Source organism: Flavobacterium suzhouense, from assembly GCF_042684765.1.
GTDB lineage: Bacteria > Bacteroidota > Bacteroidia > Flavobacteriales > Flavobacteriaceae > Flavobacterium > Flavobacterium suzhouense.
In genome coordinates this window covers 126,963-150,597 of sequence record NZ_JBHUMD010000001.1, presented here as the reverse complement: position 1 = coordinate 150,597, position 23,635 = coordinate 126,963, and the positions used below count along the sequence as shown (strand labels likewise).

The window sequence follows — 23,635 nt, the reverse complement described above, 5'->3', positions numbered from 1 at the left end:
TTCCGCTTTGGCAAACTTTTACAAACCTTTTTTTGACATTTTTTTAACCTTTAGACTTAACTTGCTGATATAAGTAGTTTTGTAAGCGAAAGTTTTTTCAGGTTTTTCGGGTCAACCAGTCCACTGTTTTGAAAAGTATGCAAAAAGTACTCTCATTTTAGTCTGAAGTTTGAAAAATATGCAGCAAAATCGGATTTCTTAGCCCTGCCTGCCAGCAGGCAGGCCCGATTGAAGCGGCATCCTGCCGACCAAAAAGTAGGAAAATAACTTCTTATATATAAATACAAAAAATCCCGACAGAGCGGGATTGTATAATAAAAGAAGCTAAAATCTAATCAAAGCGTAATGCTTTTACAGGGGAAATCTTTGTAATAATATAAGATGGTATCAATAAAAGCGCTAAACATATTATTACTGTACCTACATTTATAAGCAATATAGCAGGAACATCTATCGCAACGGGCGCTACAGTAACATAGTAATTTTCGGGAGGTAACTGAATAATTCCAAAATACTTCTGAATAAGCAGTAAACCTATACTTATAGTATTACCCCAAAACAATCCTTTTATTATTAAGTAAGCCGCATTATACAAAAACACTTTGCGTACCGACCAGTTCGTAGCACCCAATGCCTTGAGCATCCCAACCATTTGTGTACGCTCTAATATAAGAACCAATAACGCCACTACCATATTAATAGTAGAAACAATAATCATAATTACGATTATGACAAGAATATTGGTATCAAACAATTTTAGCCATTCGAAAATATTAAAATACTTTTCCTGAATAGTCTGACAATTCAATGTAGGCGGTATGGCGTGATAGATTTCTTCACCTTTTTCTTTAATCTGACTAAAATCATCAATAAAAACCTCAAAAGATCCTACCTGCCCCTCTTTCCATTTATTAATTCGCTGAACGTGACGAATATCTCCTATCAGATATGTAGCATCAAACTCCTGAAAACCTGAATTGTAAATACCAACCAGCTCAAAAACCCTAAGGTTAGGCATACCATTCCCTCCTTCTTTCATGAAAAAAGTATTAAAGGTATCTCCTACTTTTAAATTCAGTCTGTTAGCCAGATACTGCGACAGCAGCACTTCATTATTCAGGTTATGTGTTAAATCCGGTTTACGCCCTTCGATAATATACTCATTGAGCACATCCCATTTATATTCTTTACCCACCCCTTTAAACACAATTCCTTCAAAGGCTTCAGCAGTTCTGATAATACCTGCTTTTGATGCAATTGCCTGAACATGATTTACACCGCTTACGGTTTTAAACCTGGGATAGAATTCCTGATGAATGGACAATGGCTCGACACTAACCTCAGACTGATTGTCGTCAAAATTCGAAATTATGATATGCCCGTTAAAGGCAGACACCTTTTCGCGAATCTTATCCTGAAGACCAACACCTGTTGCAATGGCAATTACCATCATTATAATACCAACAGCAATTGCAATAATGGCAATTTTTATAATTGGTGCAGATATACTACTTTTATGGTTCTTTGACTTAACCAGCCTTCGGGCTATGAAATATTCTAAATTCAACTGACTTATGGTATCTTATTCGTTGTTCAAAAATACATTTTTATTCTCATTTATACTGATGGCAGCCTGCGGAAATTCAATCCAGCCAAAAGTAGACAGCCAAAAGTCGAAAATTATAACTGAAAACAATTCAAATACAGCAGCGGTTACTACACCCATAAAAACCGGAGCGGACAATTACAATCAATATTTACCTCTACTAACAAATAAAAAGGTGGGTATTGTCACCAATCAAACTGGTGTCATTAATCAGAGCGACACAAGTCATAGTCAAACCGAACACAATTATATAAGTATTGTGGATTATTTACTGGAGAAGAAAATCGACATCAAAAAAATATATGCACCTGAACACGGATTCCGCGGAACTGCCGATGCCGGTGAACTTATAAAGGACGGAAAAGATACTAAAACCGGACTGCCAATCATATCGCTTTATGGTAACAACAAAAAGCCTAAACCGGAGCAACTGCAAGGTATCGATATCCTGATTTTTGACCTACAGGATGTGGGAGCAAGATTTTACACCTATATATCGTCATTACATTATATAATGGAGGCATGCGCTGAGCAAAACATTCCTCTTATAGTGTTAGACAGGCCAAATCCTAATGGAGGTATTGTAGACGGTCCAATACTTGAGAAAGAAAATACAAGTTTTGTAGGAATGCATACTATTCCTGTACTTCATGGAATGACTATTGGAGAATATGCCAAAATGATCAACGGTGAAAAGTGGTTGAAAAATGGCGTTGAATGTAAGCTCACTGTAATTCCATGTACAAATTATAAAAGAGATACATTTTATAGCCTTCCTGTAAAGCCATCGCCAAACCTGCCAAACGACCAATCCATAAATCTATATGCAAGCCTTTGCTTTTTTGAAGGTACAAACGTGAGTCTAGGCAGAGGTACGAACAAACAGTTCCAGATTTATGGTTCTCCTTTGCTTCCAAAAGAAAAATTCAGTTTCAGTTTTACACCAGAACCCAATGAAGGTGCTAAAGAACCTCCTTTAAAAGGCAAATTATGTTATGGCGAAGACCTTTCAAAAGCACCGAAAGTAAAACAACTTGAACTAAAATGGTTAATTAAAGCTTACAACGGCACAGAAGATAAATCAAAATTCTTCATCCCTTTCTTTACCAAACTTGCCGGTACTACAAAACTACAGCAACAAATAGAGAGCGGTATGAGCGAAGATGATATAAGAAAAACCTGGGAAACCGGTCTGTCAAGTTTTAAGCAAACGCGTAAAAAATACCTTATTTACACCGAGTAGCTCTGTAAATCTTAATGTTTTTACAAAGTGCTTCCTTATACAACAGCTGTTTTGTAATTTTCAGTACTAATCTAAAAAAACAGGAGCCATGAATATTCCGGAAACCATAGACAACATTATAGGTTACATTGTAGACTTCATTGAGAAAATGAAAGGATATGTAGATAAAATAATCGAATTCTTTATCGATCTGAGAGATCGTATTGAAGGACTACTAGAATATATCGATGAGAAACTTCATAGTATATCAGATTTTGTAGCCGAACTGAAACAGCATCACGAAGCTGCTTAACGATTAAGACCTTCCCCTGCGGAAGGTTTTTTGTTTTTTAAACCTTTCACAGATCTTATCAATGCTCTGTTTACGAAAAACAAGATCAGTACTACTGTAAAGACAGGTATTGATAAAAATATTATCTCACCTACCTTATCCCCAAAACTGGTTTTTACAATAACACTTCGGTTTATAAAGAATAATACCGTAGCAATTATTAATGAGAGTACAGCAAGTAATAATATTCTTTTAGATGTTTTCATTTTCTTGTTTTATTTCCTGTCCAAACTGAAGCAGGTAACCATTGTTATCATAAATAGCAAACTCACGCATTTCATAATCAAAGCTCTCAGGTTCATAGCACACTTTGCACTTATCTTTATAAGCATCCCAAAGTTCGTCTACCTTATCTGTTACTATATAAAATGAACCGGTAAACAGAGGCGCATCAAAAGGAATATGCTCATTAGGAGATGAGAACATAAGTTCCACATCATCCTTAACCAAGGAAGCCCATCCCCAGGCCTCTTCAAATGCTAAACATACAAAACCCAGAACTTCTGTATAAAATTTTACCGTATCAGTTAGCGCTCTGGTATAGAGTATTGGTTTTAAAGATGTAAATTGTGACATATCTAAATTACTCAAGAAACAAAACTAAACAATTTTCTTTTTCATTTCCTCTACGATATTGTAAGCCGCAGGACATATTGCAACGTTTTTTAGAGTCAGATTTGATATCTGCTGGAATTTCTTCCTGTCTGTATGAGGAAACTCACGACATGCTTTTGGACGAACATCATATATCATACAGTAATTTTCGCTATCCAAAAAAGTACAGGGTACACTTTGCAATACATAATCGTTATCCTCATCTACACGAAGATATTGCTCAATAAATTGCTGTGGCTTTTGGCGAAAATGTTTAGAAATGCGTTCGATGTCGGCAATGGTAAAAAGCGGACCTGTTGTCTTACAACAATTGGCACAGGTAAGACAATCTGTTCTTTTAAATTCTTTATCATGCAACTCCTGCATAATATAATCTAAATTTTTAGGTGCTTTCTTTTTAAGCTTATCAAAAAACTTTTTGTTTTCGTTATGCTTATCTTTGGCAAGCTTTGGAAGCTGCTTTAAAAAGTTATCCATCACGCAGGGCATTTATCAATCATCAGGCAAAAGTATAAAAAAATGAAAGACCTTTTTGGAAAAGCAATATTAGACTATCAAACCGGAAATTCTCCGGAAGACATTATCACCGAAACTTCAATATCAGAAGAAGATGAAATGAGTGTCGCTTATCTTTTCAGGGGCTACAAGGAAATGCCAAAGATTGAACAGAAGGCACTACAATTGGCAAAAGGCAAAGTATTGGATATCGGCTGTGGAGCCGGCAGCCATTCGATATATCTGCAAAACGAAAAGAAACTGAATGTGACGTCTATTGATATTTCGCCAAATGCAATTAAAGCATGCAGGTTACGTGGGCTAAATAATGCCAGAGTAGAAAATATGCTGAAAATAGAAGATGAAAAGTTTGACACTATCCTTCTATTAATGAATGGAACAGGAATTTTTGAAAAGCTTTCTAAGATCTCAGCTTATTTACAAAAGCTAAAATCACTTTTGACTGATGGCGGACAGATACTGATTGATTCCTCAGATATCATCTATATGTTTGATGAAGATGAAGACGGAGGAAAATGGATTCCCTCAGAAAGTTATTATGGTGAATTGACCTTTACACTAACTTATAAGAATGAGAAAGAAGATACTTTTCCATGGTTATATGTAGACTACAATACCCTGCAAAACGCAGCACATGCCAATGGATTGAATTGCGAACTGATACTTGAAGGTGAACATTATGATTATCTGGCAAAGATAACACACCTAAAATAAAAAAGAGCGGTTTTAAAACCGCTCTTTTTATATCTCAATTACTGCTTATTGCATGTATTTCATCAGCATAGTCTGAAGTCCCATTCCCCATTCCTGGCCAACAGCATTTCCTGTTTCATAAAGCACTGCTGATTTATCAGTAAGCTTTTTACCTACCGGAGACTCATAAAATTTAATTACAGCTTTGATATCTTCATGAGTAAACTCTGTCATGTAAATATCAGCCATTTTGTTCATCAAATCATCAAGAGAAGCATTAAGGTCTTTTTTAAAGTCAGCTTGTTTCTCAACCGGAATCTGGCTTGAAAGATCTTTCACAAGTAGTTCAAAAGTTTTACGCTGTCCGCTAAGATTAAGATATTTCACGATATCTTGTTTAAAAGCATCCTGAGCGAAAGTTACCTGTGCTGCAAAAAGCACGATCAATGTTAAAAATAGTTTTTTCATATTGGTTGTTAATTGAATTTACGGAATATTAAGATACTTATGTGTTTGTAAAGACACCCTCCATTTAGGATTATTCATTACATAATCAACAATAAGCGGGGTCATTTCTTCTTTTTTGCTCCACTCCGGCTGAAGGAAAAGTATAGCATTTCCATTAACTTTAGCAGCCTGCTCTTCGGCAAAAATGAAATCGTGTTTATTGTGAATTATCACCTTCAGCTCGTGTGCATGTGCATAAACATCATCTGTAGGTAGTTTCGTTTTTTTAGGCGAAAGGCAAATCCAGTCCCATGTTCCTGACAAAGGATAAGCACCCGAAGTTTCTATATGTACTCTTAAACCAGCAGCTTTAAGTTTTGAGGTAAGCGGCCCCATATCCCAGGTAAGTGGCTCACCTCCGGTTACCACAATGGTTTTGCAATATTTAGCAGCATTAGCTACTATAACATCAGTCTCAGTAGGCGGATGAAGCTCTGCATTCCAGCTTTCTTTTACATCGCACCAGTGGCAGCCAACATCGCAACCACCCACACGAATAAAATAAGCAGCTGTACCTGTATGGTAACCCTCTCCCTGAATGGTATAGAATTCTTCCATTAATGGAAGCATCTCTCCTTTTTCGACCTGTATTTGTATTTCCTTCTTCAGCATGATATTTCAAACAGGGTGCAAAGATAAGCATTAATCCCTTTATTTTAAGCAAATAAAAAACCGATGGCAATGCCACCGGTTTTAGTATTATGAAGATATATTATTTTAAAGACTTAAGTTGTCCTTTTACATACTCATCATTTGGATCAAGGGCAAGTGCCTTATTGAAATATTCTGTAGCTTTTGTTTTGTCAGTTACAGCATAGTAAGCACCTGCATTTGAATAAGCATCAAGCAAGTTCTTTTTCTGTTTTGTTACTTCAGCCTGACCTGCAGCGTTAACAATCTCGATATATTTATCATATGATTCAGCCATAGTTTTTAGAGCCTCAGGAGTTTGAATATATCTGTTTACTTTAGCTCTGTAAAGATAAGCATCCTGAGACTGAGCATTAAGTTCTATTACTTTAGCAAGAGCAGTATCTGCTTTTTTCAGGTTCTCAACATTACCTTTTTGAGCCTCTGCCGATTTGTTTACGTGATCAAAATACAAAGAATACGCGTAGAAGAAATTATCAGCCATCAGGTTTTTATTATCCGGATTTGTTGTAGCAACTCCGTAAACAACAGCCGCAGGGCCATAAAGTTTCTGTTTGAATAGTTTCTGACCTACAGCCCCAAACTCATTTGTGATGTTGATATCTGTTTGAGCAGCTTTCTGAATATTAGCAATTGCTTCATCAAAAGCAGCCTGATTAGTAATTATTGCATTACCCTGAGCATCCTGACCAACGCTTGATGCAAGGTTAGAAAGACCTAAATAAAGGTAATCACGCGCAATGATTCGCTTAGGATCAGCTTTAGCGATCCATTCTTTCATCGAAGCTGAACTTTCAGCATACTTACCATTCTCATATTGAGAATAAGCAAGGTAACGAAGTATTCTCGGATTAACTTTATCCATTTGCTGCATCTTCAGCGCTTCAGCTTCAAGACCTTTATAATCATCTGTAAGCAAAAGGAAATCAGCACGTCTCATACGAGAGTTAAGAGAGTAATCCGTAAGTGTCATGTATTTTTCATAGTATGAAAGCGCTTTAGCATTGTACTCTTTTTTCTTAGCAGGTTCAGTTACACCCCAGATATAATATGTCTCAGCAAGCTCCCTATATACCGGACCATAATTAGGATTTGAAGCAACGATAGCATCAAAAGCCTTAATTGCTTCAGGGAAAGCAACTCTGGTGTTTTTAGTGATAACTGCCATCTGAAGCTTAGCTCTTAACAAGCTACTGTCATAAAGTAGTGCATTACGATAAGCAGAATATGCTTCGCTTTGTTTTCTTTCACCGTAGTAAGCATCACCTAAGCTAAGATAAGCCTGAGCCGATTTAGAATCTTTAGCAACAGCTTTGTTTAAAACAGCTATCGCTTTAGCATAATCCGGTTTTTCAGCATTGATATAAGCACGACCAATATATATAAGCTGCTCAACATCTCTTTTTCCTAATTCTTTTTCTACAGCATCAAATTTAGCCTGAGCCGCAGCAGTATTTCCGGCATTTAGATCTATCTGTCCAAGTCCGATATTATTGAATTCGGCATTATTTTTAACCGCTTTACCTTTGTTAAAGAAAATCGCAGCAGAATCCTGCTCCGTTTGCTTAAGGTAGACATCCCCTAAAAAGAAGTAGTTTTTTCCTTCATCCGGTGAAGATGAGATAAGCGAATTTAATATTGTTTTTGCTTTTTGGTATTGTTCGGCATCAATAGCTTTCTTTGCTTCGTTTACATCCTGTGCGGATGCAACGCCAAAAAATAACAATGATAAACCGAGAAATTTCAACTCTTTCATTTGTATTATTTTATAATTCTACTTGTTCAAATTTATATGCACTATTAATTAGTCACTTCAATCTCCCTGTAAGGAAGCTTAACCGGAAGCAAACCAGTTTTTAAAATAATGCGCTGGCCTTCGAATGCACCTATGTAAGTTGCAAAACCCATGCCTAAGCCATCTTTACCGCTGTAATTTAACATATAAACTTTGCGTATTAAGGGGTAAGAACCCGTGGCTATATTGCTCTGAGTAGGCTTATAGTACCTTTTGACACTTTTGTCAATTTTAACATTATCAACTGCCAAAACAGTGACATCTGACACAATTTTAGACATTTCTGCCGTTGGCTGTGACAACCAGTTTACACCAACAACACCTATTGAACCGGGATTGTCGTGTACATAACGAATAACTTCCTCATTTGTTTTAAGCGAATAAATATTTTGAGAAGGAAGTTGCTTAACTCCGGCAATGTTTAAGAGTACACCTACGGTACTTGAATTAGCATTATCAAATACTAATTTCTGAACTTTATCTGAAGTTTGGCCTTTAACAAGCTTTAAAATTTCATTAAGTTCTACTACAGTGTCTTTAGCAGCTTTATTAGTAATAAAGGCTACTGCATCACTAGCAAACTGAGTAATTTGTGGAGTGATCTTACGTTTAACAAAATAAGCATTTTCCTCATCAGTAAGCAATCTTGACATAACTGCAACTCCTGCTTTATTTTCTACAAGATCTTTTACTACTTCAGTTTCTGATTTGTTTACAAGAGTAATATGAGCCCTTGGGTAAACACTATGAAAAACTTGTAATATATCATCAACAGCAGGCTCAACCGTATTATCGACAAGAATAGTTGTAGTGCCCGAAGTAAGTGTTTCTTCTATTTTTTTCTCGCCTGTAGCTTTTTCATCTTTACATGAAAAAACAGAAACAACAATTAAAAGAGAAGCAAATATTTTATACGTGTGTTTCATTGTAATACTATGAATTACCTGTTTTGCCATAGCCTGATAAACCTGAAAAAAGCATAAGCAATAAGCAGTATTCCAAAGGCCAGTCTGCCATTATAAGTGATATTAAGCGGAATCGTTTTCCAGAATATCAGTGTAAGGCCAAGTGCAAGGTATAGCATAAAAAACAGCATACCTAAAACAAACAGAAATCGCTTTATGGGCGATTTCTGAGTGTCTTCCTGAGATTGTCTTCTTGAAAGCATCCCAGATTCCTTATGATTTAATATTGATCGTAATAGGAAGATTGTAAGAAGCCCTAACCGGTTTTCCGTTTTGGATACCCGGACTCCACTTAGTCTTAATTGACTTAAGTACACGTTCCGCTTCTTTACCAAGTCCATAACCCGGATCTCTCAAAATCTTGATAGCTGTAATACTACCGTCTTTCTCAACTACGAAAGAAACATAGATCTTAGCTGTCATATCCTGCTCAAGTTCAGGTGTTCTAAAGTTTTTCATTACATAACCATAGAAAGCCTGTATACCTCCTGGGAATTCAGGCTGAACCTGTAGACCTGCAGAGTTATAAACCGTGTTATCCGGAGCCTCAACTCCTTTATCAAGATCACCTGATGGTTTACCGATGTTAACATCACCAGTTGGGCTAGCCTCAGCGTTCCTTGAACTTGGATCAGCTTCTTTAAACTGCTCCGTTTTCGGTGGATCATCCGGCACTTCTTCTTTTTTAGCAGCCTCAAGTGGTTTGAATTTCACCTCTTCCACAATAGATTTTGGAGCTTGTACCTGTTCTACTGGTGGCGGTGGCGGTGGAAGCGGCTCTTCTTCAGGCGGTGGCGGAATATCAATTACCTCGATTACCTTATCCACATCACTTTCTTTTTCTTTTGCAGCAAGATCACCTAACTTATCTGCAATCATAGGTGTTGAGATAAGAAAAGTAAATAATATTGCCCCAATGATAAGTGCCTTTACAGTAGTCTTTGGGTTTTCGGTACGAAGCTGGTAAGCTCCATACGCCTTGTTACGGCCTTCAAAGACCATATCAACCCATGACTTATTAAAAATATTCAGTTTTGACATATAATTATTTTTTAAATAACTTTCAGACTAGTACATGCCTGATTTAGTTAAAAGGTCAATTTCTCCTGGAGTAATATCACCGATAGCATAAAGCTGGGGGTGTGTTATCGCCATCTCATCTAGTATATCAACAAGGTTTTTATAACTTGCCTTATCACATACTTTAATATTCACGATAAGCCCCTGATCTTTTTTACCATCTCTTTCAGCAATAGCCTTACCGATAGCAATTTGTTTAATCAGGTCCTTACGGATACCATCCTTACCAAATGCAGCCTCAGTAGGTGCCTCAACAGGAGCTTCAAACCTACCTCTGTACCACAAAATCCTATTATCCTTACCAACCAGAATAGTCATAAGCCTTGATTCATCAACTTTGAAATTATCAGGTTTCTTAGGTTGGTCTACATCTTTATCCGGCATTGCAAGCGGCATAGACTGCGGCTTGGACAGCGTTGTTGTAAGCATGAAGAACGTAATAAGAAGGAAAGCCAAATCCACCATCGCTGTTAAGTCAACACCCGGATTCGATTTTTTACTTCTTACCTTGCCGCCTTTCTTGCCACCGCCGTCGCCGGTATTTAATTCTGCCATTTTATAGTGTGTTTATAAAATTAAAAGTTTTCGTCTCTTAAACCGGTTACAAGGAAGAACCTGTTTTTCTTTTGTTCCTGCAGGATATCAATTACCCTTTTTACAGTTGGATAATCTTCTTTAGCATCACCTTTAATAGCGATATCAAGATCCTTCAGTTTCTCAGGCGCTAGTTCTCCAGCCTGGATTTTTTCCTCCTGAAGTTGTTTATGCGCCTGTCTTGCAAATTTAACCCAGTTACCTAACTGATCATTTACTGAATCATAAGGTATACCTTTCTGAAGATTACCTTCATTTCTTTTTGCAGGCTCAAGAGCAAGAAGACCTTTAAGCTGATTAAGTGGAACTCCAAAACCCTCCATACTTGTAAAAGCTTTGTATTCTTCTTCAGAGAAAGGAATTTTATATTCAGTAGAAATACGCTCAAGCGTTCCTTTTCTCGCATCGCGAGGGATGGTAAAGAACACCTGTTTATCACCTATCGTAATAGTAGCCACACCCTCTTCCGGTAATTTCTCAAGTACCGTTGAAGCCGGCGTATCAACCGGTTTTGGCTCAGGCTGCTTTGCGGTAGCTGTCATAATAAAGAACGATAGCAGTAGGAATGCCACGTCACACATCGCGGTCATGTCAATCCTGGTGCTCTTCTTTGATATTTTAACTTTAGCCATTATTGATTTTTATTAGCTATGGACTAGCTGAAAGTGCATGCAATATGCACTTTCAAAACCCATATATTGTTATACTTCTACTATTGAATTATGCCTGGTTAGCACGAGATCTGAATCTTCTGTACGTTTGTACAATTGTGAATCCAGCCTCATCAATAGAGTAAGTAAGTTTGTCAATTTTAGACGTAAAGATGTTGTAGAAAATGATTGATAGCGCAGACGTACCAATACCTGTAGCAGTGTTGATAAGTGCTTCAGAGATACCATTTGCAAGCTGAGATGAATCCGGAGTAGAACCTGCACCAAGAGCAGAGAACGCCTTGATCATACCTGTTACCGTTCCTAATAGACCCATAAGCGTACCAACTGATACTAGTGTAGAGATAACCACAAGGTTTTTCTCAAGCATTGGCATCTCTAGTGAAGTAGCCTGCTCGATTTCCTGCTGAATAGCAGCTTCAGCTCTTTCGCTGTCAAAACCTTCTCTTTTAACCTCTTCGTATTTTAATAAACCTGCTTTTACAACATTAGCAACAGTACCTTGTTGTTTATCACACTCAGCCATAGCTTCGTTGATGTTACCGTTAGAGATTTGAGTTTGAACTTTTCTTAGGAAAGCCTCAACGTTACCTTTACCTGAAGCTTTGCTGATAACGAAGAAACGCTCGATTGAGAATACCACTGCCATAAGGAAAAGTCCCATAAGCACAGGTACTACATACCCTCCTTTATAAACCATTGCAAGGTAGTTACCCGGTAGTGGGTGACCCTCTGGATTATTGTCCTGGAAGTTTGAAGGTGCTCCCATAATAAATTTCCATACCAGGATACCTACTACGATACATAAAATCATCGCTGCTCCAGCGAAAATGTTAGATCCTGATCCTGATTCCTTTTTCTCAACCTTCTGAATAGATGCGTTTGCCATTTTTTTTAAAAATTAAGTTTTCTGATTTTTTAATAATAGTTTCTTATTGTTAAAATTTTCTTTGTATAAGATTGGCAAATTTATAGCATTAAGCCATAAAAAAAAATAAAATGGTTTTTTTTATCAATTCTTAACAATAATTTATTGTAAAGATAAACATTGCAAAACCATTACTTTACACTAATTCACTATACATTGTTTAATTTTTCCAATTCAAACCCGTTACTAATTGTTAATTATTTGAATTTAATATAGATTAATTATAAATAACACAAATCTAACCGATTTATTGTGCAGTACTATTAATTTTTAGCCATATATTGATTTTAAAGCTTAATTTTAAATTAACACTGGCTTTTGAGCCTTAATTTCAGCTAATTTTTAAACTTTAAATCGTTTTAGCTACCCACCTTAAAGTCATTTCTACCTTATGAAAGCCTTAACTACTATTATCCTGTTAATCTTGTCTAATATATTCATGACACTTGCATGGTATGGACACTTTAAATTCAAAGAAATGAAATGGTTTGGCAACCCCGGATTGATTGCGGTCATATTTATAAGCTGGGGATTAGCCCTTTTTGAGTACTTTTTTCAGGTCCCTGCTAATAACATAGGATATAAAGATAACGGCAGTCCTTTTTCCTTGATGCAGCTCAAAGTAATTCAGGAAGTAATCACATTAATAGTATTTTAGCTTTCATGCTATTATTCTTCAAAGACGAACACTTCCGTTGGAATCACGTAATAGGACTTGTATTTTTAGTGCTAGCAGTATACTTTATGTTTAAAAAATGATTACCCTTATTTAGCCGTAAGCAACTCGAGTATTCTGGCTTCAACTTCCGGTGTATCCCATTTACTCTCAATATCAGGCATCAGCATAACCTCGTCCATAATTGCCTTTTGATGGTCACCTATTGCAAGCGCTTCGGCATAAGGCCTAAAGCTAAATGTTACTCTACTATATAAAGGAAGCCATTTATCAGGGTGGTTTTCCGAAAAGTGTTTTTCAATCTTTTTCTGTAAAAGGAATTTGGCATCAGCTGTTTTCGAACGCATTTCCATGAAATTGCGATACGACAATTCAGCTATGGCGTCAGCATTTGGCTTTCTGCTTTTTTGATATTCCTGAAAAATAGTTTTCCAGTCATCACCATACTGTTCCATTAACTGACTCAAAATAGTAATATCCTCAAAGCCTGCATTCATACCATGTCCATAAAAAGGCACAATAGCATGGGCAGCATCACCTATAAGCGCTACCTTATCTTCAAATGTCCACGGATAACACTTCATCGTTACCAGTGTACTTGTAGGATTTTTGAAAAAATCTTCCACCAAATTTGGTATCACCTCTATAGTTGAAGGGAAATGTTTAGCAAAAAAAGCTTCAAGCGTCTCTTTGTCCTTTAAAGATTCGAATGAATTCTCCCCTTCAAAAGGCATGAATAAGGTACAGGTAAAACTACCGTCAAGATTTGGCATTGCAATGAGCATAAAATCATGCCTTGGCCAAATGTGGAAAGAGTTTTTATCCAGCTTATGCGTTCCGTCAGGATTAGCCGGAATATTCAATTCTTTGTAACCTGTATTCAAAAACTCCTGCGAGTAATTAAACATATTCTGACGCTGCATTCTATGACGTATTCTTGAAAATGCACCATCAGCTCCAAAGACCATATCATATTTAAGATCATCCCATGGTCCCTTTTCAGTTTCACCTGTATGAAGGGTTGCATCTGCCATCGTTACATCCCAAACACGACTTTCAAAAAAGAACTCAACGCCTTCTGCTTCCGCCAAAGTTACCATCTGTCTGTTAAGAACCCCGCGGGAAATAGAATAAATGCATTCCCCCTCCTTACCATAAGGCTGATAACTCAAAGGTTCATCTACCAGATGAATAGCCCTTTTATCCATAGGAATCGCTATTTCGCGTATTGTATCTCCAAGACCAAGATCATCAAGGGCTCTCCAGCCGCGATTAGACATAGCAAGATTTATTGACCTTCCAGAGAAATTTATTTTTCGAATATCCGGGCTTCTGTCATACACATGAACGGTATGCCCAGCCCTTTTTAGGTATATTGCAAGTAGTGATCCGACAAGTCCTGAACCAACAACAGCAATCTTTATTGGAGTCTGCATGAAATTTATTCTATAACAACCACAAAAATACTTAATTAAAACTTCTACACTCCTGTTTTTAATCATTTTATTTACGACTCAATTTTATTAAGAAATTTTTGGCTATTAAAGGATTCTTAATTAATTAACACCCCTGCTCTTAATGAAGTAATTTTATCTCACTAACTAATTTAAAATATAACGTTATGAGAGATTTAATCTGGTTAATAGTAGTAATCCTTTTAATAGGATGGGCAGTAGGATATTTTGGATTTGGCGAAGCAGTAGGAAGCCTTATTCATATATTATTAGTATTAGCAATTATTGGAGTGCTATACAGATTGGCAACAGGAAACAGGCCATAAATCCAATCGCCTAAAATACTTTTAAAAAAGCTCTCTGAATGGAGAGCTTTTTTATTACGTCAGGTATCCTCATGACAAGGATCCATAATATAAATCAAACAACAAATAAAAATAATGCTAAAACCGCAGTTTTATTCATTTTTAAACCACTTTTAAACTGTTTCATGATTTTTGCACAACAATATATTAGACAATACCTTACAAACCATATTCAAAATTATTACTCAAAAAGCTATTATGAATTGTAAATCGGTTTTTTTACTAAAGAATTTATCTACAGAAAAAAAACTCATATAAAAATTCAGATATGTTAAAATCGCAACTTTCGTGCATTTTATTTTGGATAAACCATAAGTATATTAAAAAAGACAAAAATCGTTTCTGTATTTAATCATTAAAAACAAAAAGCCTGTAAGTAAACTACTAAACTGACAGTCAATATTTTATTAACATAAATTAACAATGTTGTGATATTTAAACCAAAGAGGTAGTTCGTCGATTTTAAAAACCCTTTAATCGTTAAATTTCCAATTTGATAACAAATTTTTTAAATCATTACTATTGTATTAACATTATCATTGTTATTTATGAACCTAAAACTACCTGATTCGATGAGTAAATTTTTGCTCACCGGAAAGAAAAATTTAATCCCAAAACTATTCTTTGCAGCGATGCTGTTTAGCGGGATAAATGCCCGGTCACAATGTGCCCCTGCCATTGCAGGAGTAAGCAACATCACTTCAACTTCGGCAAAAATCAACTGGAATCCGGTTGCAGCCTACCCTACAGCCACATATACGCTGGAAGTACACACTAACGCTGGCTTTACAGCTCCTTTTGGTGTTTACCCTGCTATAACAGGCACTAGCTATGCATTAAGCGGACTAGCAAATGGCACAACCTATTATTACAGAGTAAAAACAAACGATGCCGCCTGTACTGATTTTGCCACAGGAAGCTTTGTTGCTCAGATGGGACTTACACCTCTTGATGTTACCGGATTTAACCACGATGTTATAGCTAACGGAGTAGGTTCTCCTCTAAACACTACAACAAACTCCGTAGACAGTAACACAAATACAAGTGCAAATTTTGCATACATGTCGAGAGATTATAAATTAAATGCTACCGATGCAGATTTGACTTACGGACTTCCTTTAAGCAGAGGACTTACGAGTCCAAACGTAACAGGTCTTAACTATATCTTACAGGATTATTCAGCCAACAATTCTTTACGATTATCAGCTACAGGGGACTTTGGCACGCTAACTCTGTCACAGCCTGCTTCGCTATACAATATTTATTTAGCAGTGGCATCCGGAGACGGAACCTCTACATTTGATGCAGAGATTCAATTTGCAGATTCATCTACACAAATCGTAACAGGATTAAGCGCTATAAACTGGGATGACACCTCTGCTTCAAACCCTCCGGTAATTGTAACCGGAATAGGAAGGGTAAAAAGAACAACTGGTGTTGCATCAGGAACTCCTAATAACTTTAGGATATTTCAGCTAACATTAAATATTGATGCCGCGAACCAGACTAAGCTGGTTAATGCAATCAAGTTTACAAAAACTGTCACAAATGCCACCGAAAGTAAAATCCCTAACATTTTTGCAGTTTCAGGAAGGCTAGTATCTCCTTGCCCATATCTTGCGTCTGCAAGTTCGACTATTAACTCAACTACTTCAGCGACTGTCAACTGGACGCTGGGAGGAACAGGCACATCAGGTGGATCAGTAACTTATACTGTTGAAGTTTATACAGATGCAGCCTACACAATACAAGCACCGGGATCTCCTTTTACTGGTCTTACAGGAACTTCTCAGCTTGTTACCGGACTTACTCTTGACACTCCATATTATTACAGAGTAAGAGCTAATAACGGAACATGTTCATCTGATTATGTGACAGGCACATTTACACCCGCCTATTGTTCTGCGACAACCACTAACACTACTTTGTATTACATATCGAATTTTACTACAACAGGTGGTTACACCAATATCAATAATACAACTCCTACCTCAAACAGCTACGGCAATTTTAGTTCACAAATTGTATCTAAAGCAGCCGGAACTACATTTAACTTTAATGGAACCCGCTATGGTACTTCAAGTACCAAAATAGTATTGTTTGCCGACTGGAATGGTGATGGTGATTTTGATGACGCAAATGAAACCGTTACAACTCTTGCCGCAGGGCCTGCAGCATTTAGCGGTACAATTACAATTCCTGCAGGTACACCAACAGGAAATTACAGATTAAGAGTAAGAAGTTCAAGCAGCTCAACCACTATCACTGCATGTGGAAACCTTTCATATAGCGACATCGAAGACTACACGATAGCAGTTGTTCCAACACCGGCTGACTGTACTGCTCCGGCAACACCTATGCTTGCCATAACACTACCTACCACAACAGGTATGACACTAACGGCGAGTTCATCAACTCCTCCAACAAACTATTTGTTGATTCGTAGTACAGAAACCACATTAACAGAGGCTCCTGTAAACAAAACTGTTTATGCCGTGGGCACCAACTTTGGCGGCGGAATTGTGATAGCTAACGCTGCAACTATTGCAGGATTAGTGGATTTTGCAGCTCCCAACACACACTACTATTATTTCCTATACGCTTATAATGATGGAGGCGCTTCATGTTTAGGCCCTATTTATAGTACAACGGCTGCTACAGCAGATGGACTTACCTGTGCCAATGCAGTAGTAAATGCAAGTGCAAGTAACATTACAAGTACATCAGCAACTTTAAACTGGTCATCAGTAGTTGGTAAAAATGGTGCTGCAGCAACATATACTGTTGAAGTTTACACAGACAGTAGCTTAAGCAATCAATTTGGTTCTGCTATAACAGTTACTTCTCCTGCGACAAGCTATAACCTGACGGGATTAACAAATGGCGTAACTTATTATTATAGAGTAAAAACCCAGACAGCAGCTTGTTTCACAAGTACCTGGTCAGCGGTATCCAGCTTCACAGCACAAAACAATTACACTCCATTTACAGTAACCGGATTTACTGACGATGTTATCGCTAATGGAACCGGTATTGCAAAAACTTCTACAACTAATGACATCGATGCGGTAAATAACGCATATATGGCTATCAATTATGAAAGAATTGCAGGAAGTGTTGCAACAGTTGGACTACCTCTTAGCAGAACTATGACTACAACAGCAATACCTGCATTAAGTTTCTTATTTGCAGATTATTCAGCAAATAACTCATTAAGATTACCTGCACAAAACCAGGTTGGAACCCTTACTCTGGCAACTCCAAAAAAACTTACCAACGTTTATCTTGCTGTTACATCAGGAAGTGGTTCATCTACAATTACTTCTAAAATAAACTTTCAGGACGGTTCATCGCAAACTCCAATAACAACGACCACTCTTACCGATTGGTATGGAAGCTCATCAACCGCTCAACCTGCACTTATAAGCAGCATTGGGCGTGTAAACAGAGCTGATAATACCGGAACACCTGAAACCGGAGCCTCTAAGGTATTCTATATTGACATTCCGGTATTGGCCGAAAACCAAACAAAAGTCGTTGCATCAATAGAAATTACTAAAACTTCTACCGGTGCAACTTCACCGGTTCCTAATATTTTTGCAGTATCAGGAAAACAAGTTGATGAATGCCCGGTTATGGCAACTGTAACAACAACACCAGCCGGAGACAATGCAACTATAAACTGGACATTAACAGCTACAAGTGCAGTTGCTACATCTTACACTGTAGAAGTATACTCGGATGCAGCTATGACTACACCTGTAACAGGCTCTCCTTTTACAGTAACTACAGGAACTTCAAAAAATGTCACAGGACTTTCTCCATTAACTAACTATTTCTTCAGAGTTAAAGCTACTAACACAATTTGTAGTTCAGCATATATCGGAGGCACTTTCATGACTACCTGCCTTGCACCGTCTGCCCCAGCAGCTGCTGCAACGCAAACTGTATGCGGTCCCGCTACAATTGCTAACCTAAATGCAACAGCAGTTTCCGGCGCCACATTAAACTGGTACACAATTCCGGCTGGAGGCACAGCTCAACCTACTACAACAGCTTTAGCAAGCGGCAACTACTATGTATCTCAAACACTTAATTCATGTGAGAGCACAAGAACTCTTGTTGCTGTTACAGTAAATACTGTAAATGCTCCGGTTGCTGCTGCTCAAACCGTTTGTATGGGAACTACATTTAACCAACTGGCTGTAACAGGCGCTACAGGTGCTACTTTTACCTGGTCTGCAACACAAGGTGGATCTGCTATTACAGGAACTACTGCAGTAACTACCGGTACTTTCTACGTAACTCAGACTTTAAACGGCTGTACAAGTCCGGCAACATCAGTAGCCCTTACAACTACTACTGTAAATCCACCTTCTGCCGCTGCTCAAACACATTGTAGCGGTACAACCTTCAGTCAACTTACAGTTACGGGAGCAACAGGTGCTACTTTCACATGGTCTGCAACTCAGGGAGGAACTGCTATTGCAGGAACAACCGTTGCTACATCGGGCACTTATTTTGTAACACAAACTGTTGGTACATGTACTAGTACTGCTACACAAGTAACCGTAACCATCAATACAATTCCGGCACCTATAGCAACTGCGCAAACATTCTGTATTGGAGCGACTGTAGCAAACCTTTCAGCTACGGGTGTTGCTGGAGGTACATTTACATGGTCAGCTACACAAGGCGGAACTGCACTTGCTACAACTACACAGCTTGCTTCAGGAACATATTTTGTAACCCAAACATTAAACGCCTGTACGAGTACTCCGGTATCTGTAACAGTTACTGTAAATTCAACTGCTGCTCCAACAGCTACTGCAACACAAACATTCTGTTTAGGTGCTACAGTAGCTAATCTTCAGGCTACAACACTTGCAGGAGCTACATTCAAATGGTCAGCAACCGAAGGAGGTACTGAATTAGCATCTACAGCGGCACTTACATCAGGAACATATTACATTACACAAACGCTTAACTCTTGCGAAAGTACCGCTACAACTGTAACAGTAGTGGTTAACAGTACAGCTGCGCCAACAGCAACAGCGCAGACATTCTGTACAGGTGCTGTAGCATCAGAGCTTTCAGCCACTACACTTGCAGATGCAACAGTAGAATGGTCTTTAACAGAAGACGGAACAGCTATTTCTGCTAACACATTACTTATAACAGGTACTTACTATGTAAGACAAACACTAAACAACTGTGTTAGCCCATCTACGGCAGTAGCAGTTGTTGTTAACACTACTGTAGCTCCGGGAGCCGATGACCAAACATTCTGCGCAGGCGCTACAGTTGAAAATCTTATGGTAACCAACGCTACTGGCGCTACTGTTAACTGGTATTCTACCGTAGGAGGAAGTGCTTTAGACGCTGCAACAGTTCTACAGACAGGTACATATTATGTAACACAAACACTTAACCAGTGCGAAAGTACTGCAACAGAAATTCAGGTTATTGTAAATACTGTAAATGCACCAACTGTAAACGCACAAACTTTCTGCGCAGGAGCTACAGTAGAAGATTTAGTTGCCACAGCTGACACAAATGCTACGCTTAACTGGTATTCTACTATTGGAGGTAATACACTTACACCTTCTACAGTTCTTGCAGCAGGCACATATTATGTAACACAAACACTTAACCAGTGTGAAAGTACTACAACAGAATTTGAGGTTATTATAAACACTGTAAACGCACCAGCTGCTCAGTCTCAGGAATTCTGTACAGGTGTTACAGCAGCTGAACTTGTTGCTACCGGAGATGGTGAAGGTACTTTAACATGGTATGCAACTGAAGACGGACTTCCAATTGCTGAAACTACAGTGCTTGAAACCGGCACTTATTATGTAACGCAAACTGTAGGTACTTGTACTAGTACTGCTACTGCTGTTAACGTAACCATAAACGCTATACCGGATGCGCCAACAGGTTCTTCAACTCAAACCTATGTAGCCGGAGATACGCTTTCAGACCTTACTTTGACTACTGATAATGACGCAACAATTCAATGGTATATTTTAGAAGAAGGCATTTATACTGGTGTTAGCTCAGATACTCTTTTAGAGGAAGGTGTTACTTATTATGCAACCCAAATCGTTTCTGCTTGTGAAAGTGATTATTTTGCGGTAACTGTTAGTGAGGTTACAGGAAGGGATGACTTTAAATTCTCGAATTTATCTGTTTACCCTAACCCCGCTAAAGATTACATAACGGTATCTAATACATCTTCTATTTCAAAAATTGCGGTGATTAATCTACTTGGTCAGACTGTAATCGAGAAGAGTGTAAATAGCAATACTGCTCAAATCGATCTTTCAAATATTGCTTCAGGAACATATATTCTGCAAGTAAGCGCTGAAGGAGCTAAAGCAAATGTAAAAGTGATCAAACACTAATACAATTAGACTTTAACTAAAAAGGCTGTTCCGATTGGAACAGCCTTTTATATTTTAATCACGGCACTTAATCCTGCCTGTTGCCCATTATAAAAAGGCATTGCCAGGACTGATACTTTCTTTTCTTCAGAACTCCCAAATAATTGTTTTTGTATAAAAGGATGCAATATATAAGCAAGCTTGGTACTGAGTATACCTATTCCTGCTCCTGCCGCCACATCTGTAAGCCAGTGTCTGTCGTTATAAATGCGTAACATTCCAGTACCCGTTGCAACAATATAACCTGCGAATCCGTACCACGGAGAAATATCTTTATATTCCTGCCATAAAATTTCAGCTCCGGCAAATGCGGTAGCAGTATGGCCTGAGGGAAATGAATTGTCAGTGCTGCCATCCGGCCGTTCAACTCTACATAATGATTTTAGCCCCATTACAGAACCAACCATTATCATACTTGATGTAGCAGTGATTATTGTAAGATCTCTGTAATTGTGTTTTCCCTTAATACCGGCTACATTCAGGGCATAGACCGATACAACAGGTAAATAACGTGTATAATCGTCTATACTGATTTGTTTATCAACATGCTCATTTACCTCCGATTTGATTGCCACGTTAACATCCTTAACACCTGCATTAACAAATCCCAGCACACCATAACCTACCAAAACACCCGGCACAATTAATTCCTTATAAAATGGCTTTACATTGACACGTGATTGATTCACCAGTGTATCTTTTCCAATTATAATCTTTTCCTGAGCATTAACTGAAATTACAGCACTTGTAATCAGTAATAAAATGATCGTTCTCTTCATTAGATAATCCTTCCCTACTTAAAACATAGTAACGGATTATATATATAAAAATTATAAAGTGTTAAAAAATTAACAAAAAAGCAATCCTAGAGGATTGCTTTTCAACGGTACATGATACCAACTATTTTTTCTTCTTAGATTTAGCTTTCTTTTTAGCCTTAGCCTTTTTCTTTGCTTCAACTTTTTTAGCCTTTGCTTTAGCTCTTTTCTTCTTATCCTTTTCTTTCTTCTTCGCCTTAGCTTTTTTCTCTTTTTCCCTGGCTTTTTTCTTTTCTTTGGATTTCTTATCCTTATCTTTCTTTACTGTTTCTCCGACAGTTACATCGACTTTTTCCGTAATCTGCGATGAAACAGTTTCTTCCACTTTACTCATTTCCGGAACAACAGCTTCAGAAACCACTTCTTTTTTCACAGCAGGTTTCCTCACCGGAGTTTTTTTCACAGCAACCTTTTCATCAGGTCCCGAAGAGGCAGCAACCTTTGAAGCCAATGCTGATTTTGGAACTGTAGTTTTAACTGCAGTAGATTTTGCCGGTGTTGTTGAAGAAGCTTTAGCAGATGTTGCATCTGACTTTACAGTAGATGATTTTCTTACCGTTGAACTTCCAACAGGCTTAGCTGTAGTAGTTGTGCCGGAAGGCTTTCGTGTTGATGAAGCTGACGTCGGTGTTGCTTTGGGTGCAACTGGAACAGCAGCATCTGTTTGAGCCTGTTTGACATCTGTACTGGATTCGGTAGCCTGGTCTTTTTGTGTCGATTGTGCCATAAACTTTATTTTTGAGGAAACTTTACTAATGTATATTCAATGTTTCTAAATCATTAATTAACAGTAATTCTATTACTACTAATAAAATTAACATTTTAATGAATATAACAATGTTAAGTTTTTCAAAAACAAAAAGCATAGCATACACAACCCTTTACAAGTTAACCTTTTGTTTATTACTTAAAATATAGTATATTGACTGCATTAATTAAATGCAAATTCGCCATTCATTGCTGAATATAGCTCCAGTGTATGATCTATAGAAGCAATATCTTTATCAGTGAAAACTATTACTTTATCATAATTTCTACCTAAAATCTTCACTTTAGCAATTTTTGCTTTGCTCAATGCTTTAACAATAACGAAATTATTTTCGTTAATAGCATTATCAAACCACTCGCAAACATTACCAGTTCCGGCTTGATTAAATTCGATATTTGAAGGAATATAATCAAATATCTTACCGTCAATTAAAAATTGACATCTCTTATAAAAGAGCCACTCTTTATTCTCCACCTGCATTCTCAATCGCAAATTAGCTACCAGATCATCTGTCTGATCAAAATAACAAAAGATGGCATTACCTTTAGGTTTTTCTGGCGAAGTTTCGGGCATATACCTTATCGTACCTGACGGATCAAATTCATCCCGCTTTAGCTTAAAATACGAAATAAGCCTTTTAAACTCCAGACTATCAACCTTTTTAGTCTGTTTTAAAACCTCAGAAGACGAGTTATTTAAAACAGTCACATTGTTAGATCTTCCCGAAAAGCTTTTATGATTTCGGGAAATAAGCAAAAAAAGCGCAGCAACAGCTACAAATAAAACAACAGTTAATTTAAGGTGTGTTTTCATGGGGAATTTATTTAAATAAATAATTTAAAAAAACTCTTCTCTTTACATTAAAGAGAACTAATCTTCATTTAATAAAACCGCATAACGGCCGATAAAAAG

Annotated in this window: 23 protein-coding genes; 6 read left to right on the top strand and 17 right to left on the bottom strand. The window is 37.5% G+C overall.

Annotated features, from left to right (window positions below; all coding sequences use genetic code 11):
* Window positions 1-331: 331 nt before the first annotated feature.
* Window positions 332-1,567 (bottom strand): ABC transporter permease, encoded by a 1,236-nt coding sequence (locus ACFSR3_RS00710; protein WP_379819255.1) that lies wholly within the window; start codon window positions 1,565-1,567, stop codon window positions 332-334.
* 7 nt (window positions 1,568-1,574) lie between these two features.
* On the opposite strand from ACFSR3_RS00710, the gene ACFSR3_RS00705 reads away from it, so the two are divergent.
* Entirely contained in the window at window positions 1,575-2,849 is a 1,275-nt protein-coding gene (locus tag ACFSR3_RS00705; RefSeq protein WP_379819254.1) for an exo-beta-N-acetylmuramidase NamZ family protein, read from the top strand.
* A gap of 88 nt (window positions 2,850-2,937) precedes the next feature.
* The gene (locus ACFSR3_RS00700) at window positions 2,938-3,141 is read left to right on the top strand and encodes a hypothetical protein (RefSeq protein WP_114758532.1); all 204 of its coding nucleotides are present in this window, start codon (window positions 2,938-2,940) and stop codon (window positions 3,139-3,141) included.
* On the opposite strand, the gene ACFSR3_RS00695 is transcribed toward ACFSR3_RS00700, so the two are convergent.
* From ACFSR3_RS00695 to ACFSR3_RS00685, 3 genes are read right to left on the bottom strand one after another with little or no spacing between them, the layout of a single operon-like run.
* Window positions 3,138-3,386, bottom strand: a complete 249-nt coding sequence (locus ACFSR3_RS00695) for a hypothetical protein (RefSeq protein WP_379819253.1) — start codon at window positions 3,384-3,386, stop codon at window positions 3,138-3,140. The genes ACFSR3_RS00700 and ACFSR3_RS00695 overlap by 4 nt on opposite strands.
* Window positions 3,373-3,756 (bottom strand): VOC family protein, encoded by a 384-nt coding sequence (locus tag ACFSR3_RS00690; protein ID WP_379819252.1) that lies wholly within the window; start codon window positions 3,754-3,756, stop codon window positions 3,373-3,375. The genes ACFSR3_RS00695 and ACFSR3_RS00690 overlap by 14 nt, the downstream gene beginning before the upstream one ends.
* Window positions 3,757-3,780: 24 nt before the next feature.
* Complete coding sequence (locus ACFSR3_RS00685; protein WP_114758535.1) at window positions 3,781-4,272, bottom strand: YkgJ family cysteine cluster protein; 492 nt, start codon at window positions 4,270-4,272, stop codon at window positions 3,781-3,783.
* Window positions 4,273-4,314: 42 nt separating this feature from the next.
* Here ACFSR3_RS00685 and ACFSR3_RS00680 point away from each other — a divergent pair, with 42 nt between their 5' ends.
* Window positions 4,315-5,025 carry a class I SAM-dependent methyltransferase gene (locus ACFSR3_RS00680; RefSeq protein ID WP_379819251.1) on the top strand — a complete coding sequence of 237 codons (711 nt, stop codon included), beginning with the start codon at window positions 4,315-4,317 and terminating at the stop codon, window positions 5,023-5,025.
* A 45-nt stretch (window positions 5,026-5,070) separates the two neighbouring features.
* On the opposite strand, the gene ACFSR3_RS00675 is transcribed toward ACFSR3_RS00680, so the two are convergent.
* From ACFSR3_RS00675 to ACFSR3_RS00635, 9 genes are all read right to left on the bottom strand, one after another.
* Window positions 5,071-5,472, bottom strand: coding sequence for a DUF2059 domain-containing protein (locus tag ACFSR3_RS00675; protein WP_379819250.1), 402 nt, complete (start codon window positions 5,470-5,472; stop codon window positions 5,071-5,073).
* A gap of 18 nt (window positions 5,473-5,490) precedes the next feature.
* A complete protein-coding gene (locus ACFSR3_RS00670; RefSeq protein ID WP_379819249.1) occupies window positions 5,491-6,123 on the bottom strand; it encodes a 7-carboxy-7-deazaguanine synthase QueE in 633 nt (210 codons plus the stop codon).
* A 100-nt stretch (window positions 6,124-6,223) separates the two neighbouring features.
* Window positions 6,224-7,918, bottom strand: coding sequence for a tetratricopeptide repeat protein (locus ACFSR3_RS00665; RefSeq protein ID WP_379819248.1), 1,695 nt, complete (start codon window positions 7,916-7,918; stop codon window positions 6,224-6,226).
* Window positions 7,919-7,962: 44 nt separating this feature from the next.
* Window positions 7,963-8,883: a PstS family phosphate ABC transporter substrate-binding protein gene (locus ACFSR3_RS00660; protein WP_379819247.1), complete on the bottom strand. Its 921-nt coding sequence runs from the start codon at window positions 8,881-8,883 to the stop codon at window positions 7,963-7,965.
* Between the two features lie 14 nt (window positions 8,884-8,897).
* Window positions 8,898-9,125 (bottom strand): hypothetical protein, encoded by a 228-nt coding sequence (locus ACFSR3_RS00655; protein ID WP_379819246.1) that lies wholly within the window; start codon window positions 9,123-9,125, stop codon window positions 8,898-8,900.
* Between the two features lie 10 nt (window positions 9,126-9,135).
* Window positions 9,136-9,963, bottom strand: a complete 828-nt coding sequence (locus ACFSR3_RS00650) for an energy transducer TonB (protein ID WP_379819245.1) — start codon at window positions 9,961-9,963, stop codon at window positions 9,136-9,138.
* Window positions 9,964-9,990: 27 nt separating this feature from the next.
* On the bottom strand, window positions 9,991-10,557 hold the full coding sequence (locus ACFSR3_RS00645; protein ID WP_379819244.1) for an ExbD/TolR family protein: 567 nt from the start codon (window positions 10,555-10,557) through the stop codon (window positions 9,991-9,993).
* 20 nt (window positions 10,558-10,577) lie between these two features.
* On the bottom strand, window positions 10,578-11,228 hold the full coding sequence (locus ACFSR3_RS00640) for an ExbD/TolR family protein (protein ID WP_379819243.1): 651 nt from the start codon (window positions 11,226-11,228) through the stop codon (window positions 10,578-10,580).
* Between the two features lie 88 nt (window positions 11,229-11,316).
* Entirely contained in the window at window positions 11,317-12,156 is an 840-nt protein-coding gene (locus ACFSR3_RS00635; protein WP_114758545.1) for a MotA/TolQ/ExbB proton channel family protein, read from the bottom strand.
* A 430-nt stretch (window positions 12,157-12,586) separates the two neighbouring features.
* Here ACFSR3_RS00635 and ACFSR3_RS00630 point away from each other — a divergent pair, with 430 nt between their 5' ends.
* The gene (locus tag ACFSR3_RS00630) at window positions 12,587-12,853 is read left to right on the top strand and encodes a DMT family protein (protein ID WP_379819242.1); all 267 of its coding nucleotides are present in this window, start codon (window positions 12,587-12,589) and stop codon (window positions 12,851-12,853) included.
* Window positions 12,854-12,960: 107 nt separating this feature from the next.
* Here the strand turns inward: ACFSR3_RS00630 and ACFSR3_RS00625 are convergent, their stop codons facing one another.
* Window positions 12,961-14,307, bottom strand: coding sequence for an FAD-dependent oxidoreductase (locus ACFSR3_RS00625; protein ID WP_379819241.1), 1,347 nt, complete (start codon window positions 14,305-14,307; stop codon window positions 12,961-12,963).
* A 185-nt stretch (window positions 14,308-14,492) separates the two neighbouring features.
* Here ACFSR3_RS00625 and ACFSR3_RS00620 point away from each other — a divergent pair, with 185 nt between their 5' ends.
* Together ACFSR3_RS00620 and ACFSR3_RS00615 are read left to right on the top strand one after the other, a co-directional pair.
* Entirely contained in the window at window positions 14,493-14,651 is a 159-nt protein-coding gene (locus ACFSR3_RS00620) for a lmo0937 family membrane protein (protein WP_114758548.1), read from the top strand.
* A gap of 587 nt (window positions 14,652-15,238) precedes the next feature.
* Window positions 15,239-21,097: an Ig-like domain-containing protein gene (locus ACFSR3_RS00615; RefSeq protein WP_379819240.1), complete on the top strand. Its 5,859-nt coding sequence runs from the start codon at window positions 15,239-15,241 to the stop codon at window positions 21,095-21,097.
* A 47-nt stretch (window positions 21,098-21,144) separates the two neighbouring features.
* Here the strand turns inward: ACFSR3_RS00615 and ACFSR3_RS00610 are convergent, their stop codons facing one another.
* The 3 genes from ACFSR3_RS00610 to ACFSR3_RS00600 form a co-directional block, all read right to left on the bottom strand.
* On the bottom strand, window positions 21,145-21,915 hold the full coding sequence (locus ACFSR3_RS00610) for a phosphatase PAP2 family protein (protein ID WP_379819239.1): 771 nt from the start codon (window positions 21,913-21,915) through the stop codon (window positions 21,145-21,147).
* 121 nt (window positions 21,916-22,036) lie between these two features.
* Window positions 22,037-22,681 carry a hypothetical protein gene (locus tag ACFSR3_RS00605; protein ID WP_379819238.1) on the bottom strand — a complete coding sequence of 215 codons (645 nt, stop codon included), beginning with the start codon at window positions 22,679-22,681 and terminating at the stop codon, window positions 22,037-22,039.
* A 204-nt stretch (window positions 22,682-22,885) separates the two neighbouring features.
* Window positions 22,886-23,536, bottom strand: a complete 651-nt coding sequence (locus tag ACFSR3_RS00600) for a hypothetical protein (RefSeq protein WP_379819237.1) — start codon at window positions 23,534-23,536, stop codon at window positions 22,886-22,888.
* Between the last annotated feature and the right edge of the window lie 99 nt (window positions 23,537-23,635).